17 protein-coding genes are annotated in these 16,129 nt (G+C 40.7%); 6 read left to right on the forward strand and 11 right to left on the reverse strand.

What is annotated here, in order from left to right; genetic code table 11:
* Positions 1-370 precede the first annotated feature (370 nt).
* A complete protein-coding gene (locus BLU58_RS07635) occupies positions 371-655 on the reverse strand; it encodes a hypothetical protein (protein WP_093291636.1) in 285 nt (94 codons plus the stop codon).
* 260 nt (positions 656-915) lie between these two features.
* On the opposite strand from BLU58_RS07635, the gene BLU58_RS07640 reads away from it, so the two are divergent.
* Positions 916-2,340, forward strand: coding sequence for a helix-turn-helix domain-containing protein (locus BLU58_RS07640; protein WP_093291637.1), 1,425 nt, complete (start codon positions 916-918; stop codon positions 2,338-2,340).
* A gap of 230 nt (positions 2,341-2,570) precedes the next feature.
* Here the strand turns inward: BLU58_RS07640 and lepB are convergent, their stop codons facing one another.
* From lepB to BLU58_RS07675, 7 genes are all read right to left on the reverse strand, one after another.
* On the reverse strand, positions 2,571-3,140 hold the full coding sequence (lepB, locus tag BLU58_RS07645) for a signal peptidase I (protein ID WP_093291638.1): 570 nt from the start codon (positions 3,138-3,140) through the stop codon (positions 2,571-2,573).
* A 136-nt stretch (positions 3,141-3,276) separates the two neighbouring features.
* Positions 3,277-4,176, reverse strand: a complete 900-nt coding sequence (locus BLU58_RS07650) for a DUF1002 domain-containing protein (RefSeq protein WP_176786557.1) — start codon at positions 4,174-4,176, stop codon at positions 3,277-3,279.
* Between the two features lie 131 nt (positions 4,177-4,307).
* Positions 4,308-5,852, reverse strand: a complete 1,545-nt coding sequence (locus tag BLU58_RS07655; RefSeq protein ID WP_093291640.1) for a fumarate hydratase — start codon at positions 5,850-5,852, stop codon at positions 4,308-4,310.
* A 163-nt stretch (positions 5,853-6,015) separates the two neighbouring features.
* Complete coding sequence (locus tag BLU58_RS07660; protein WP_093291641.1) at positions 6,016-6,264, reverse strand: DNA alkylation repair protein; 249 nt, start codon at positions 6,262-6,264, stop codon at positions 6,016-6,018.
* A 60-nt stretch (positions 6,265-6,324) separates the two neighbouring features.
* Positions 6,325-6,630: a winged helix-turn-helix transcriptional regulator gene (locus tag BLU58_RS07665; RefSeq protein ID WP_093291642.1), complete on the reverse strand. Its 306-nt coding sequence runs from the start codon at positions 6,628-6,630 to the stop codon at positions 6,325-6,327.
* A 148-nt stretch (positions 6,631-6,778) separates the two neighbouring features.
* On the reverse strand, positions 6,779-7,495 hold the full coding sequence (locus BLU58_RS07670; RefSeq protein WP_093291643.1) for a hypothetical protein: 717 nt from the start codon (positions 7,493-7,495) through the stop codon (positions 6,779-6,781).
* Between the two features lie 162 nt (positions 7,496-7,657).
* Positions 7,658-9,226: an alkaline phosphatase family protein gene (locus tag BLU58_RS07675; protein ID WP_176786558.1), complete on the reverse strand. Its 1,569-nt coding sequence runs from the start codon at positions 9,224-9,226 to the stop codon at positions 7,658-7,660.
* A 148-nt stretch (positions 9,227-9,374) separates the two neighbouring features.
* Between BLU58_RS07675 and BLU58_RS07680 the strand changes: the two genes are divergently transcribed.
* Positions 9,375-10,571, forward strand: a complete 1,197-nt coding sequence (locus tag BLU58_RS07680) for a M24 family metallopeptidase (protein ID WP_093291645.1) — start codon at positions 9,375-9,377, stop codon at positions 10,569-10,571.
* 192 nt (positions 10,572-10,763) lie between these two features.
* On the opposite strand, the gene BLU58_RS07685 is transcribed toward BLU58_RS07680, so the two are convergent.
* On the reverse strand, positions 10,764-11,423 hold the full coding sequence (locus BLU58_RS07685) for a chloramphenicol acetyltransferase (RefSeq protein ID WP_093291646.1): 660 nt from the start codon (positions 11,421-11,423) through the stop codon (positions 10,764-10,766).
* A 141-nt stretch (positions 11,424-11,564) separates the two neighbouring features.
* On the opposite strand from BLU58_RS07685, the gene eis reads away from it, so the two are divergent.
* The 3 genes from eis to BLU58_RS07700 all read left to right on the forward strand — a co-directional run bounded on the left by eis (position 11,565) and on the right by BLU58_RS07700 (position 14,263).
* Positions 11,565-12,737 carry a GNAT family N-acetyltransferase gene (eis, locus tag BLU58_RS07690; protein WP_093291647.1) on the forward strand — a complete coding sequence of 391 codons (1,173 nt, stop codon included), beginning with the start codon at positions 11,565-11,567 and terminating at the stop codon, positions 12,735-12,737.
* A 238-nt stretch (positions 12,738-12,975) separates the two neighbouring features.
* The gene (locus BLU58_RS07695) at positions 12,976-13,149 is read left to right on the forward strand and encodes a helix-turn-helix domain-containing protein (RefSeq protein ID WP_093291648.1); all 174 of its coding nucleotides are present in this window, start codon (positions 12,976-12,978) and stop codon (positions 13,147-13,149) included.
* Positions 13,150-13,207: 58 nt separating this feature from the next.
* The gene (locus tag BLU58_RS07700; protein WP_093291649.1) at positions 13,208-14,263 is read left to right on the forward strand and encodes a monodechloroaminopyrrolnitrin synthase PrnB family protein; all 1,056 of its coding nucleotides are present in this window, start codon (positions 13,208-13,210) and stop codon (positions 14,261-14,263) included.
* A 32-nt stretch (positions 14,264-14,295) separates the two neighbouring features.
* Here the strand turns inward: BLU58_RS07700 and BLU58_RS07705 are convergent, their stop codons facing one another.
* Positions 14,296-14,796 (reverse strand): GNAT family N-acetyltransferase, encoded by a 501-nt coding sequence (locus tag BLU58_RS07705; protein WP_093291650.1) that lies wholly within the window; start codon positions 14,794-14,796, stop codon positions 14,296-14,298.
* A 207-nt stretch (positions 14,797-15,003) separates the two neighbouring features.
* Between BLU58_RS07705 and BLU58_RS07710 the strand changes: the two genes are divergently transcribed.
* The gene (locus BLU58_RS07710; RefSeq protein WP_093291651.1) at positions 15,004-15,831 is read left to right on the forward strand and encodes an undecaprenyl-diphosphate phosphatase; all 828 of its coding nucleotides are present in this window, start codon (positions 15,004-15,006) and stop codon (positions 15,829-15,831) included.
* A 69-nt stretch (positions 15,832-15,900) separates the two neighbouring features.
* On the opposite strand, the gene BLU58_RS16360 is transcribed toward BLU58_RS07710, so the two are convergent.
* Positions 15,901-16,059, reverse strand: coding sequence for a hypothetical protein (locus BLU58_RS16360; RefSeq protein ID WP_176786559.1), 159 nt, complete (start codon positions 16,057-16,059; stop codon positions 15,901-15,903).
* Positions 16,060-16,129: the final 70 nt, after the last annotated feature.

A 16,129-nucleotide genomic window follows, 5' to 3' on the forward strand; every position in this document is an offset into this window, starting at 1 on the left:
TATTTGGCGGGAACCAATAACTTCTACACAGGGGGTACCATGTCTTTCTTTTTGATCATTTGTAAATTATTTCAAGCGAATTTGCTCATCTCGAGTTAAGTGAATAAAAAAATACGAAGGACGAGCTATCTAAAATCTTCTACATCCCTCGTATTTACATAATGAAACAACCAATGGAAAATACCGTCAGGATAGATCAAATACATCAAGCAACTAGATACGTACTTCTAAAGGCGGATCGCCTACAAACAGTCTGTACATAGGTCGTGTCTCCTCCTAAGATAATGAAAAAATGATAGAGAGGGTAAAGTCTGAGAACAGGTGACAAGTAAATAAATGTCGAAATTAGATAAGTGAGGGAGAAACAGGTCTAATCGGAAAAAATATCATATCCATGTCCATAAAAAATAGTGTTGTTGTCGTCCATTTTGAATGGTTTCCATGTGATGTTTGGTAGATAAATCTTCACTTTCGTGTCAGTAGTGATAACAAGCGTCTGCTCTGTTTTTTTACGACAGGCAATATAGACTGCTCCCGTAGTTTCATCAGATAGTTGGGTTGTCCGACGTTCTTGCAGGTCAAACACTTGCTTTAAAGCTAATTTAGAGCATTTTAAGGCTTCTAAAGACTTGGCTTTGATATGAAACCGTAGCATGTTTTTCCCCCCTCTTTATCAACTTTTCACAGTTATTACTGCACAAACTTAGTGTACTAGGATACATTATTTGTATCAAAAATTTAAAATATTTAATTCCTATTTCATTTCGAAATAACTTTTCCGCCAATTTAGCGGAATATTTATATTTACCTGCTAAAATTACTTAGTCAAGTTTTTGTTTGATGGAAAACGACTACTTTAATAGATTTTTGGCCGAAAAAATTTCTTGAAAAAATTTTCTTAAGGATGATTGATAAATGGGGAAGAATACCAATTCGATTTTTGTTACTGCAGAGTTAGGTGAAATGTTTAAAAATGAAAGGAGAGTTAGGAAACTGAGCCAATTGGAGTTGTCAGATGAGATTGGTTTGGCTAATTCAACCATTAGCAAGATAGAGAAAGGTGTATGTAAGACAAATAAAATCTATTTAGAGAAGCTATGTAGTTATTATGGTTTGAGTATTGATGAGCTTTTAGTCCACTATACAACTCAACCAGTCATTGACAAAGCAGATACACTTCTTCAGTTGATGGCTATAGAATATGATATTGATTTAACAGATTTAGATCAAGGGATGGAAGAATTAAGACAAATGGAAGAGTACAGCAAACTTGATGGGGTTTTAGAAGAATATTTGCTCGTTCCGTTCCCGTGTTATCTTAAGGGTAAATTTTATGAGAAAAAGAGAAAATGGAGTTCTGCACTAGAACAGTATGGAACGGCTGTTCAACTCATCAGCTCATCCATGAGAAACGCAGACGAAGAAAATTTGAAATCAGCTTGCCTTAATGGGATGGCTAGGGTTTGTTTACGCCGAAACAATCTGGATGAAGCGTTATCTTATGTAAACAATGGGATAGAAGCATTTAATCCCGATGGTAAACGCCATCACATCCAGTATAACTTGTGGATTAATAAAGCTATTATCCTGGAAAGGTTAAACAGAGACGTCGAAGCTCTACTGTTAGTTGAGTCGGTTTGCGAGAAAGGGAGTACCAGTATACGAAGTAGTGATGCATGGTTAAACCTGTTACTTATTCGAATTGAGTTGTTAAACAAACTAGGGAGGTATGATGAAGCCATTCATTATGTACAAGAAGGTTTATTCCTTGCTCGTGTAGATGGACTATACGATCATGCCTTTGATCTCTGGTCATCATTAGGTGAGAGCTACGCCCAAAAGGGACTAATGGTAAATGCTGAATTATGTTACCAGTCAGCATTAAAGTTAGAAGGAAGGATAAAAAGAAAGCATTTAGCAATCAAGACACATACGCATCTAGGCATTGTTTACTGTGAATGTGGTAAATTGAAGTTGGGCCAATCTACACTAGTCAAGGCTGTCAAGTTAGCCCGTGAATATAAAGACGTTCAACGACTAGTGAAAGCCCTTGTATCTCTGAGCCAAAGCCTAGTAATGCTAAATAAGGATATGGATGCCTACAAACATCTAGAAGAAGCACGAACCATAGCGAAAGAATATAAGTTCGAGACCCTGCTGTTTGACATTTTACTGAATATGAGCGATATTTGTAAGAGATGGAAATTGGTCGATTATCAAGAAATAACAGAAGAATTTCAAGAGATTTCTGTTCATTTGTTGAAGGGAGGTAGAGCATTAATGATGCATCAAATCGAAACGATCAGAAGAGTTTCTATCAGCGACCCACCTAACGACTGATACATAAACAGGAAACATGAACAACCCAGTTCACTCAGGAATTGGGTTGTTCATGTTGAAAAGATGTTAGGAGGTGTGGACATGTTATTCCACCACGATCCACCAGATACAGATATTCTTCCTTAGTTGGGGAAGCATTGCAATTATGCTGAATAAGCTTATTAAATAAACCAAAATAAAACCAGCAACCTTCTCACGCGAGAACAGATTGCTGGTTTTATTTTAGCTGGCTATTTGGTAAACAATGCCACACCCAACACATGATCGATCGGAACAGCTCCTATACTGCGGCTATCTCGACTATGGTTGCGGTTATCGCCTAATACGAAGACTGAGTCTTTTGGGATGGTGTAAGGGAGTTGAACTTCTACAGGATTAGTAGAATTCATCGCTTCCTTGATATACGTCTCGTTCAGTTTTTCACCGTTTCGATATAACTGGTTGTCTTTAATATCTATGACATCTCCAGGTTTTCCGATTACTCGCTTAATCCAAATATTGTCACTGTGGTTTCCTGTAATTAAACGTACCAACCCATTATCGTATAGATCATCTTTAAAAGAGCGTTTCTGTGTGACACGGCTATCGATGATCACAATTTCACCGTAATCAGGATGATAGTTAAATGTGTTAGGTAGTTTCGAGATAATAATCTGCTCTTGTTCGTGGAGCGTTGGTTCCATCGATTTTCCTAGCACTTTCGTTGGTTGTACTACATATATGCTGAGGAAGAGAGCAACTACGATTCCGAGCAAAATGGAAAAGAACCAAGAAAAAGATTGTTTTACGATTTTCTGCATAGGCCTGCCCTCCGTTACCTTCATCTGCCACCGGGCTATTTATTATATTCATTGTAAATCAAATCAGCTAGTTTGTGGTAAGTGTTTTTTGTGAAAAAAACTAGCCTTATCGTGTAAGGCTAGTAGGTTGGAACATTTATTTAAATATAGAACTAAAGAAGTCTGCGATTGAACGGAAGATATTGGCGATCCATTCTAGGATGGAATCGAGAAATCCTTTGGCTTCGTCTGAGCTTAATACTTTCGAGATATCCCCGCGTAATTTGTCCAACTGATTACTAATCGCACCCCAGTCGATGTTTAAGCTACTGAAGTTTTGTGAGAATTGCACCAAGTTATCAATGGTTGCTTGATCGAGATTGATGTTAAATTGGTTGGAGATATTGACAATGATATTTTTGTATTCTTCCACTGTTTTTGGCTTTTGGGTTGCAATTTCTTCTTTCACCTTGTTGATAAATTGAGCTGCTTTATCACCCGTGATTCCTGTCTTTTCAGCTATATCTTGTGTACGTACCATTTCTTCGTTTGCCACTTGTTTTTTGTTTTCATCGATCTTTTGACCAGTTGCTTTTTCAAAGGCTTTGATAATCCCCGTTAGTGCAGCAGTGCCGGACACTTTAAAAGGAGCTGTTACATAGATATCAGCATCTTTTACACCGGCTGTAATGGCAGCATTTGCGTACATAGCAGGGGAGATACTGGTGATATTATTGGTTTTTACCGCAATCCCTTTACCGGAATCGGTCAATGTAATTTTAGCGGAAGAAAGGGCACGATTTCCGATCACAGCTTTACTAAGGTACTTACCAAGGTAGGTGTGCTCTTCTTGGTTTGTCACGGATACTTGCTTAACTTTATCATCCACTTTCATCTCGTTCATAAGCGATTGCTTATCAGCGGCAGATAGATCCTGACCAAATGTGACCACTGTTTCGCCTGCTACGGCATCTGCAAAGGAAATGTTTTGCGCAGTTAAGGTGAAGGCCGTTAAACCTGTTACAAGCATGATGGACAACTTTTTTAAGAACTTCATAAATGAAGTACCTCCCATAAAAAGATTTTAGATGAATGACAAAAAAGTCCTAATGAAACGTTGGTACCTTTCGAACGCTATGTGAGGAAAGGGGAGCGTTCTACTTCTCCTGTCTTTTCCACAAACTTTTTTTATTTAAACACTGGATCCTTGAATAAGGATAATTTTTCCAGAGAAGTTTTGTCCACATCGGCATGGAGACTGTTGCCGTGCGAATCCATTGTTACAATCGCGGCAAACCCTTCTACTTGTAAATGCCACATGGCTTCTGGGATGCCAAATTCCATAAAGTCTACACCATCTACTTGTTTTACACTCTGTGCATAATACTGGGCCGCTCCGCCAATGGCATTGAGATACACGGCTCCATGCTCTTTTAGACCAGCCAATGTTTTAGGTCCCATGCCACCTTTCCCGATCACCGCACGAATCCCAAATTTCTTGATAATATCTGCTTGGTAGGGCTCCTCACGGATACTAGTTGTTGGGCCGGCCGCTTTTACATGCCATGTTCCTGTGTCATCTTTTAGCATGACAGGTCCACAGTGATAGATTACGCCATCTGTAAGATCGGCTGGTGAATCGTGATCTATTAGATGTTTATGTAGTGCATCACGGCCAGTATGAATAAGGCCGTTTATGATGACGACATCGCCCACCTTCAGATTTCGGATTTGCTCTTCTGTAATCGGCGTAGTGAGAACGACTTCACGATTATTTGTGGGAGTAGCTTCCTTTTCTTCTAGGTCTGCAGTATCCTTTTTTGTACTTTGTGGAGAAGTGTCTTGATAGATCCAATCAATGATTTCTCCTGTTTCTGGGTGAATAAGAGCACCTTGACGGCGAAATGCCCAACAGTTATAAGCAACCGAAACAAAGAAACTAGCTGGCAGACGATTCATCGACCCGATTTTGCAACCGAGAAGCGTTGTATTGCCGCCAAATCCCATCGTCCCGATACCCAGTGTATTTGCTTTTTCTACGATGTAAGCTTCTAATTCGGCTAAAGAAGCGTTTGGGTTTTGGTCATCAACAGAGCGGAAAAGTTGCTCCTTTGCTAATTCATAACCAGTCGTACGATCTCCTCCGATGCCAACGCCGATAAAACCAGCACTACATCCTTGTCCTTGTGCTTGATAAACAGCATGAAGGATGCATTTTCGGATGCCGTCAAGGTCTCGTCCCGCACGACCGAGTCCTTCTAGTTCACAAGGTAGGCTGTATTGAATGTTTTTATTTTCACAGCCGCCACCTTTTAAGATGAGCCGAGCATCGATTTCATCTTTTTCCCATTGATGAAAATGAATAACGGGAGTACCTTTACCGAGGTTATCGCCTGTGTTTTCACCCGTTAGAGAATCGACTGAGTTAGGGCGTAGTTTTCCTTGTTTGGTGGCGATGGTGATGGCTTCCTTGATCGCCTGAGTCATTTTCATTTGGTTTGCTCCTACGGGTACGTGCAAGATGAAGGTTGGCATGCCCGTATCCTGACAGATAGGAGAAACATTTTCTTCTGCTGTGCGAATGTTATCTGTGATGGTTCCGAGCGCAAGTGCAGAACGGGTGCCTGCATCTTCGCGATTGGTTGCGGATTGGATTGCACGGCGAACGTCCGGTGGTAGATTTGTGGATGTTTCCGTGATTAAATGTAAGATTGAGTCTCTGAAAGCTTTCATCATATATCCCTCTTTTATTCCCATCATATGTCTGTCTGATGTTTCACAGTTCTATTATATAGAAAAGTAGTGTTGATTTTTAGGCTAATCTTGATTTTACCAAAACAAAACACCCCTACCGACACAATTTCAACAAGAAAAAGTGTCCCGATAGGGGTGTTTTTTATGTGGACAATGGATGGCTTTCTGCGAATCGGAGGAACATCTCTTCCGTTTCGATAAGGCCACATACTCCACATTGAACTCGATATCGATCCCCATGATATTGAACTTGGATGGGATCAGATGGTGAGATATATTCAATGATCTCACCTGTATGCATATCGAGTCGAACGGATTGAGGAATCTGTTCGATTACGTTAAAGCGACTTCGGTTGGTACCACACTTCGGACATAAATAAGGAGCTGACATCGTTTCCGCCTCCACATAGAGATTGCCCAAAGTTAGGTTTCCCATAGATTAAGATATTATTCAAAGATGACGTTCAGCCCAGTGTTGAATCTCATCGAGAATCGGTTCTATGGAACGTCCTTTATCGGTAAGTTCATATTCGACACGTACAGGTGTTTCAGGATATACATTTCGAACTAATATTCCGTTAGATTCCAGTTCTTTTAGTCTCTCTGCGAGCATTCTTTCGCTCATTTGAGGGATTTGCTCCCGAATGTCGCGGAAACGACATGTTTTTTCCATGAGGACACGGATAATGAGGCCTGTCCATTTTTTAGCAAGGACTTCAATAGCCGCTTCAAATTTAGGACAAATGCAACGATTCATAAAAGCTCACCTCCTACTTTTATATGATGGTTTTCAGTCATTTTGTTTGTACAAATGAAATACCCATGCACTTCTCTTTTATAAGTTAGTTACTTACATGTCAGTATACCAAAATTGACTAAAAAAAACCAAAAAGAAATATATGGTTTTATGCTATTGTTGACGTTTCGCTATGTTCTTGTCTCCATCTATGGAAAAGAAGGCGTAAATCGGGTTTTTGGGTACCTTTATGATGTTCTTGTAAAAAGATATCTAGATGGAAAGGGGACCAAGGGATTCCAAGTATCGTCTGTGTAAAGGTATGTGCAGCAATCTCTCTTGTTCGAGAAATGGTTTCCTTCCATACAAAAGGTCCCCATCGTTTGACGATCACCTTAGGTACTTGTAGATCGGTTCTAGCTTGGTTATTCTCTTCTAGATAATGGTAAAATTCATGGGCTAGATGTAAAATAATGAGATCTTCTTCATAGATAGGATAATCTATAGCAAGGAAAAAGGAACGGAGTTGTTCGATAGAGGAACGATATATTTGAATGGTTTTTGATTTGGGGATGTATAGGGCTCTTACCCAGCGATCATGCTCGGGTTCAGAGAGGAAACGGACTTTGATGTGATGTTTAAGTAAGAGATTAATCCAATCGGCGTAAGATCGGATGTGCAGATACGGTTGTGCGGCGTTTTGCCCACAAGCGATGGATGATTCGATGTATAAAGGTACTTGGTCAGGTGGAATGAAGGAATAATGTGGGTCTTGCTTTAAATCAATCCAAGCAATGATTTCGTTATCTAATATGGGATATATGTTCTCCAGATGAACCGAAGAAAGATGAAAAAAGGTTCGTTGGTGGAGGGTTTGGTTTTTCATTTGTTTCTCCTTCCCATTTCCAAGGGTACTTGTAGATTTCTATGTTTTTTCTTGCTTGTCTCATGCAAATATAAGATAAAATAGGTTATTAATTAGAAATATATAAAAATTGGTAGAGAGAAATTGCCAAGAAGGAGTTAGGATCTTGGCAAAAATAAATGATCAATTCGTTTTCGTAAGACGGATCATCCATTCCTTTAGGTCAACGATTCGTTTGTGGCGCGGGGCTTCCGTTGTGCCGACTACGATCATAGGCACGAGAGAGTCTAGATGATGAAGGGAGCCGTGGGAGGCCCCTTTGTGAGTAGGGGAGCTTCCATAGACGATTTCACACCCTGTTGTAGCAGTCACAATGATCACATTTTCTGAGATGTGTAGGGCACTTACTAATCGATAAAATGGATCAGGATATGCATTGTATTGAATGGTGGTCTGATCTTCTGATAAGGTGATATCAAGAAGAGAAAGATCCCCTCTTAATTGCCAGGATTGTCCGTATTCATCTAGATAAGGCCCCTCTTTTTCGAACTGAAGTTTTCCTGGGAGAGTTCCGCTTATGACTTGATATGTATTCTCTTCTTTCCAAACGATCAAATCAAGGTCGGGATTCGATTGCAAGGTTGTTGCGATGTCTAATCGGGAAAGGGAAGGATCAATGATATGTACATAGGCCATACGTTCATTCACTGCAAGGACGATCTGATCACCCTCGCGGGGTTTATCTAGGTTAGGAGGTTTGATTTGATATGGTGAAAGCGTGGTGTCTAGGCGAATATAGGCTCTTTGAGAGCTAGGTAAGGTGTTCGTTTGGCCGCTATCTCCAAGGACAATCCAAGTATAACGGGAGATTGCTTCCTCCCATGTAGGAAACGTATTTAAGATAGTCTGGATTTCTAAGTCTGCTTTTTCAATCCCTTTAATCGTGGCAATACCGTTTTGATGAACGTGGTCGTCATTTCCCGGAAAATAAAGGACGGAGTAGATGGGGACACGTCCTGTTTGGATTAGGGACTGCATTTCCATGGCTGTAAAACGATCATTCACCCCAAATCGAGCGATGGTTCCACTCGGTTCACTAAGAGATGAGATGGGGTGCATCGAACCAAATGAAAAGATGGTAGGAGCCATGGTTCGGATTTTTCTAGGAAGAAGCCCAAGTATCCAGGTGAAAAAAGGGGAGTGAATCTGGTGTTCTGTTTTTCCTCTATAGACAACGGCATTGATCGAAGCGGTATCATACGGGATTTCTTCATGAATGGTTCGTACCTTTTTGCTCAGCAGTCGTTGATTAAACATCATCATACTTGCTGTTAAAACTCGTTTTATGCCAAAGGTAATCGACTCTTTTGCCCCAGTTCCGAAGTTCCAGAACTGCTTTGTCTGTTCATCATAATAACAGAGTCCATATATTCCATGTTCGCTTGGCATAGACCCGGTTAGGAGTGTACTATCAATGACGACAGACATGGTAGGGAAAGATGAGACAATTCGCGGATAGTAAGTACCGTTTTTCATTAGAAACTGGAGTGCAGGAGCTTTATCTACATGAATGGCATCCTGCAAAGGTGCGTCCATTAAGGAATCGATGATGATCGTTATGACAGGCTTTATTCCTTCAGGAATCTCAGGCTTTGGAATAATGGATAACGTTGCTCGTTTCTTCTGGGCTATGCGTATTAAGGTTGATAAAATGAGAATGAGTCCAATGATGATGAAGATAGTGGTTAACATGTGTGATACACTCCGCTCTTGTGACATGATTATAAAATAGGATTTGATGAATGAGAGAGAAATATACAAAGAGTTAAAGCAATTTGTTTGTTGATATTGAGGTAAGCTTAGTGCATTGATGATTTTATTTATAAAGGAGAATTTGATTATGCATACACTTCCGCGTGTACCAAAGTCAGAGATTGAACAGCGTATTCATCGTTTGCAGAGCTATCTTCAGGAGCACGGGATTGACGGTGTGTTATTGGCACAAAATGTGGATTTGTATTACTTTACGGGGACGATGCAGAATGCCCTTTGTTATATACCTAGGGAAGGGGAGCCGGTTCTGTATGTGAAGAAGAGTGTTGCCCGGGCTGAGTTTGAAGCGCATGTTGAGGTTCAGCCACTGGGGAGATTGAGAGAGCTAGGGGCTGTTTTAACGAAGCGATATGGTGTGATACATAAAATGGGATTCGAGTTGGATGTATTGCCGTATACAACGGCCCATTTTTATCAAAAATTGTTTAGCGAAGCAGAGATGGTGGATGTCTCATTTGCGCTTCGGCATATTCGTAGTGTGAAGTCTGCATATGAGTTAGCTCAAATTAAACGGGCGGCACAGATCTTAGATGATACATTAACGAAGGTGTCTTCTTGGATACGGATTGGTATGTCGGAGTTAGAGTTAGCTGCACGGATTGAGTATGAGTTTCGTTTACAAGGAAATATCAATTTATGGCGTATGCGCGGATTTAATCAGGAGCTAGCTTTAGGGATGGTTGCTTCGGGGAGTTCTGCCTCTACACCAACTTATTTCGATGGGCCAGCAGGGGGGCTCGGAGTAAGCACAGCGTCGCCACAGGGAGCTAGTTTTCGCCAGATAAAGGCTAATGAGCCTATTTTGATTGATGTGAGCATGATTGTAGAGGGATATATGGTGGATCAAACTCGTATAGCGGTCATAGGGGAGCTGTCTGAGCCCATCAAGGAGGCGTATGAGGTAGCGCGTTCGATTTTACGTAGAGTGGAAGAACAGGGTAAGCCGGGCGCCTGCTGGCAGGATTTATATGCAACTTCGTTAGAGATGGCGAAGGAGGCTGGACTATCTAACTATTTTATGGGTTATGGTGCCGATCAGGCTAAGTTTTTAGGGCATGGAGTGGGGATTGAGTTAGACGAATTGCCGATTTTAGCGAAGGGATTTAGTCAGCCATTGGAAGAGGGAATGGTGATTGCCATCGAACCGAAATTTACTTTTCCGGAGCAAGGCGTGATTGGAATTGAGAATACGTATGTGGTGACGGCGAATGGGTTAGAGTCGTTGTCGGTTACGTCGGAGGAGATTATGAAGATAAAGTTGTAGTGGTGTAATTCTTCGCTTCGGGCAAGTGGCAAAACTCACAAAGAACGCTTAGACATTGCCACAAAACGCCCGAGCTACGAAGAAATACGCTAAGTAGGCCCACTAACATCGCAGTGGTCAGATTCATAGCCCCTAGTCTGTAACCCATAACCCTGCTCAAATGAGCCTGTGAGGAAGGGAAGCTTACATCTCTTATCTGCTAAAATGGATGTTTTTGGTAACGCAGGAGTTCATGTTATCGAGGTACTCTTGAAATAGTAAGAAGTACCGTCCGACATGTTCACCGTCCATGAGAGCGTGGTGTGCTTGGACAGATAGGGGCATTTTGACGAGCCCGTTTTCTTCGAAGAATTTGGCCCAAGCGATTCGTGGGATGCTGTCAACAGGAGATAGGGAAATCGGGTGCATGAAGCTGGTGAATGAGACCCAAGGCATGCTGGTAAAGTATAGTACGTCATCCCGATCGACTCCATCTACTAGACGAACCTGTTTCTTGGCTTCCGCTGTCAACTCATGAGCCACCTGAATAAAAGTAGCTAGATCAGGATGGTGTGGAGCTGTTAAATAGTCAAATACCCCTTCGTCCGTCATGATGGTATAAGATGGGTGCGCTACTTCGTGTTCAATAACCTCATCCCCGCGAATCCGATAACGAAACTCCGGGATTTCATTCGCTACTCGACTAGCTAAATAGGTGATGGTTAAAAAGAAGGGGAAATGATTCTCCTTACACCACACTCGAAAACGGGTAATGTCTACATTTGCCGTCGTACAGAAATGTGGCATATCCAGCTTACGAAAATAATCAAAATGCTTCGCGCGTTTCCAAGTTTCACGATTAATCGTTTTCATGAAAACATCCCCTTCTGGTATGAGAGTAAACTTAATATCTTTATAGTATATAGGATTCATTCTATTAGAAAAAGGGTATAAAGACGAAATGCTATATGATGATTCATACAGGAAATTGCGTACATATCGCAGGAGGTCCCTATGTCAAATAACGTGTTTGAAGTTACAGAAGATCGATATCGAGATGCTTTAAAACTATCAGAATACGCTTTTCAATATAAAGTGGCAGACGATGAAATAGGAGAAAGAATCGAACAGTATCGAAAATATCATTCTATCTATGCCATTCAAGATGAACATACGAAAGAAATCGTTGCGAAATCACATCTCATTTCCTTTTATATTACCTATCACCAGCAAGTAATAAAGATGGGAGGAATCGCAGGGGTAGCGACTTATCCGGAGTATCGTCGCAAAGGTTACGTGCGGGATATGCTGACTTATAGTCTGAAAGAAATGAGAGAAAAAGGGATAACCGTCTCGGTCCTTCATCCTTTCCAAGTAGATTTTTATCGTCGATACGGGTGGGAGCTTCTCTGTAATCTGTTGTCGATTAAACTGACGAACCATGATCTTAAGCCACTTGCTCCAGCTAAAGGAACGATTCGACGCTTCACGAAAGAACAACATAATACGGAAATCGAACAAGTATATCATCAGTATGCACTACAGTTCTCAGGAAAGCTTGTCCGGAATACGGATCAATGGCTTAAGGTGTATGATGAGGGTACGATCGCGCTCTATTATGATGAAAAGAAGATACCACAAGGATACATCCTTTATGGTATAGAAAATGGGAAGCTAGTAGTGGAGGAATTAGTGGTATTAACAGCGGAAGCTAGGAGAGGGTTATGGAACTTCCTTTGTCAACATGATTCGATGGTGAAGGAGATCGAGATTCATACCCATTCGAGAGATCCACTCCTATACTTACTAAAAGATCCTTGTGTTCGTACTGAGATAAAACCATATGGTATGGTTCGGATTGTGGATGTGGAGAAGTTTCTTACCTACTGTCCGTTTCGGTGGGATGTCGCGCAAGGGAAAGAAGTGAAGTTACAGATTACTGACCCTTTTGCACCGTGGAATGAACGAACATTTGTGATGGGGGATAAGGAGGTATATGTAAAAGACTCATGTGACGAGGAGGATTGCGTTCAATTATCTATTAACACGTTATCAGCGATCCTGTTTGGATATAGACGTCCACAGGAGATGTTTGGATTAGGATTAATTCAGGGCCCTACAGAGGCGGTTACAGTGCTTGAGAGTTTAATACCCGAAACACATAGTTATATGATTGATTACTTCTAATTAGAACAAGCAAACTCTTGATTGGGTTTGCTTTTTTACATTCTCTTTTCACTTCACCCAAGTCTTCTGCATACGATGGCAATGCATAGATGAAATGGCTTGCATTTGAGGGTAGTCAGAATCACCCGCCTATTTTTTCATCCGTGCTTCACTCAATCGTAAGCTCGTTCATACTATACTTTGACTGAATCCCTGACCCTCGTGTGTTAGTGCTCGAACAAGGAAGGGTGGCAACCAATTGACTAATCAAAAAGGCAAACCCTTGTTGACGAATCGGGAGAGGGAAGTTTTCGAACTGCTCGTACAAGATAAAACTACCAAAGAAATAGCTGGGCAGCTCTTCATCAGTGAGAAAACCGTACGCAACCACATCTCCAACGTGATGTGTACCCATTGCAGAATGTTGCCATAAAATAGGATTCTTTTACATAACATCTAGTAGTAAAAGGTTTGTATAAGGAGGTGCCCCAATGAGTGGAGCGAATTTATCGATTGAAGTAGATCCTCTGTTCCCTTTAGGGGAGTTTAGTCATTATGTAGTGGAAATGTTACCAAAACATAATATGAATGATGATTTCGAACAAGTAGCGAAAGGGAATCACTTCCTTCCTGATATCTATACCATCCACAAAGTTGCTTTTTACGCCCCGTTTGAAGTTAGAATTCGAAGTATGGGGGATTTAGGAATATATTTAGTTAGTTGTTTACGTGCGGGAATTCCGATGGAGAAGCTAAGTCCCATCTATGAATCACTCTGTATGTTATCGCCTACAACAGGAGTGGTGCCAAGAGATACATACTGTTCATATGCGACTCATAACTCGGAAGAAGCGATGCGTACCTTTACGGGGCATGAGAGTGAGATCGGATTTATTCGCCAACATCAACGTTCTGATGAAGCACTCATGCCAGCCGTTGATCATCTGCTTCAGCTACAAACTGTAAACGAACAAGGGAACTACGGTGAAAGTTTAACGATGATTCGAGATTGTGTGAAAAAGTTAATTGACGAGAATAAAAATGTTCATCAAGCTGTCGATCCTGTATTCTTTATCAAGTATTTTCGGGAGTATTTTTTCCCCATTGAAATACAAGGGAAGATGTTAAATGCACCAAGTGGTGTTCATCTGGCTAATATCATTCTGTTAGATATTGGAATTGGTAGTGCAGATGACCGTTACCTAGATACTACGGATGAATTGATGATCTATCTAGAGCCAATCGAAAGGCTCAAGATCATACAAACCAAGTCATTCCCATCCTTGAGAGAAAAATTCATAAAAGAGTATAAAACAAATGGTACCAATCGAGAAGAACTAAATCTTCTGATGGATATATACAAGTATATGAGGATTTATCGATATGTACATCAGGGGCTTGTCACGAGGTATATTCGTAAGCAAGATACCAATGTGAAATTTGGTACAGGTGGCTTTCCCTTTGATGAGTTTCTAGAAGAACGGATTCAAATCGTGAAGCGAGCAGAAGAAGATGTAAGGAAAGCATTTGCCCAAGTGAGGGAGTAGTGGATCAAAAGCATACAACTGTATGCCTGTGACTAAGGAGTTTTGATAAAACCTAATTTTCGATTGATAGAAAGCATCGGATCATTTGTACTGGCAACGTGAGTAGAGATAGATTGAATCCCTTTCTCTAAGCAAACGAGGATCATTTTTTGCTTTAATGCAGTCGCGATTCCGAAGCCACGATGTTCTTTTGTCACGACGGTTAGGCCATTATGTGCTTTATTTCCATTGACTGTTAGCGTGGTTAACCCAATCCATTTACCGTGATGAGATGCTAGAAAAGTTGTTTCTCTATGTTTCCAGTAATGCTTGTAATAGATGTTATTGATAAAATCATGATATGTTTCAAAGTCACCTGATTTGTGACCTGGATCATCTAATACGCCTTCTCTCACTAATTCGTAGAGCATCTTCCGGTTTTTTTCTGAATCCTCTTCCGAAGAAAGAGCAAAAAAATAGTAATTCGGATCCATTGAAGGTGGTGTAGATAGTGTGGTTTGGGTTAGATCGAGTGATAGATGAATAGATGTCATAACAGAACCTCCTTTTTACCATGATCTAATACCTTCATGCTATTTTGCAACGATAAAAAAAGGCATCTTAGGCAACTTTCGAGTAGAGACACCTATCTTTCACAATTTTTAGGTGACATCGCATGAAATATGTATCAATATAGTCTTATTGGTTGTCTTACATATGGAAGTATATGATTCTATCATTTCTTGATTAGAAAGGTGAGCTTGAATTTGTGGGAAATCTTTGTAGCATTCGTACTAGGGATTGTAGAAGGATTAACTGAGTTTGCACCCGTATCGTCCACAGGACACATGATTCTGGTTGATGATATGTTTCTTCGGTCGAAAGATCTATTTTCTGAACCAGTGGCCAATACATTTAAAGTGGTCATTCAGCTAGGCTCTATTTTGGCAGTTGTTATCGTGTTTAAAGAGAGATTTATCAGCTTGCTCGGTTTGCAGAAAGATTTAGAAGGAGCAGAGCAGGGGCCGAAACTTAATTTAAAGCATGTGATTGCTGGAATGATGCCAGCTGCAGTATTAGGCTTCTTATTTAATGACTATATTGATAAACACCTATTTTCACCCCATACAGTTGTGATTGGATTAGCGGCAGGTGGTCTTCTTATGATCTTTGCGGATTGGTTTCGCCCAAGTAGACCACAAGTGAAAACAGTGGATCAAATTACATACAAGCACGCGATAGGGATTGGATTATTCCAATGTATTGCGCTATGGCCTGGTTTCTCTCGTTCGGGATCGACGATGTCTGGCGGGGTATTACTTGGACTCGGACACCGAGCGGCAGCAGATTTTACTTTTATTATGGCTGTTCCGGTGATGTTTGGTGCAAGTGCGCTTTCTATTGTAAAGCATTGGGATTCTTTTAACATGGATGTCCTGCCATTTTTTATTGTCGGTTTTATTAGTGCGTTTATCTTCGCTTTGATCTCCATTCGCTTTTTCTTAAAGTTAATTAATAAGATTAAGCTCGTTCCTTTTGCCATCTATCGAATTGTGTTGGCAGCGATTATTTACTTCTTTTTTCTATAAGTATTCATAAATAAAAGCCAAGCTTGAGCGCGATGTTCAAAGCTTGGCTTTTATTATACGTTTATATGCTTATTTGGATTTTCTACCCTGTAAAATAGCGGAAGAGATAAAGCCGACTCCTAACCCGATTAAAACCCCTGCACCTGTATCCCCTAATAACATCCCAAGACCAATACCTAACAAGGTACAGCCGGGTAAAAGCATTCCCCAACCTGTATTCTTATCCATCTTTACAACTCCTATAATCGTGATCGACTGTATTTACTTACAATTTATCATAATAAAGGGAACCCGTCAT

Origin of the sequence: Thermoactinomyces sp. DSM 45892, from assembly GCF_900107305.1 — a bacterium.
Taxonomy (GTDB): Bacteria; Bacillota; Bacilli; order Thermoactinomycetales; family Thermoactinomycetaceae; genus Baia.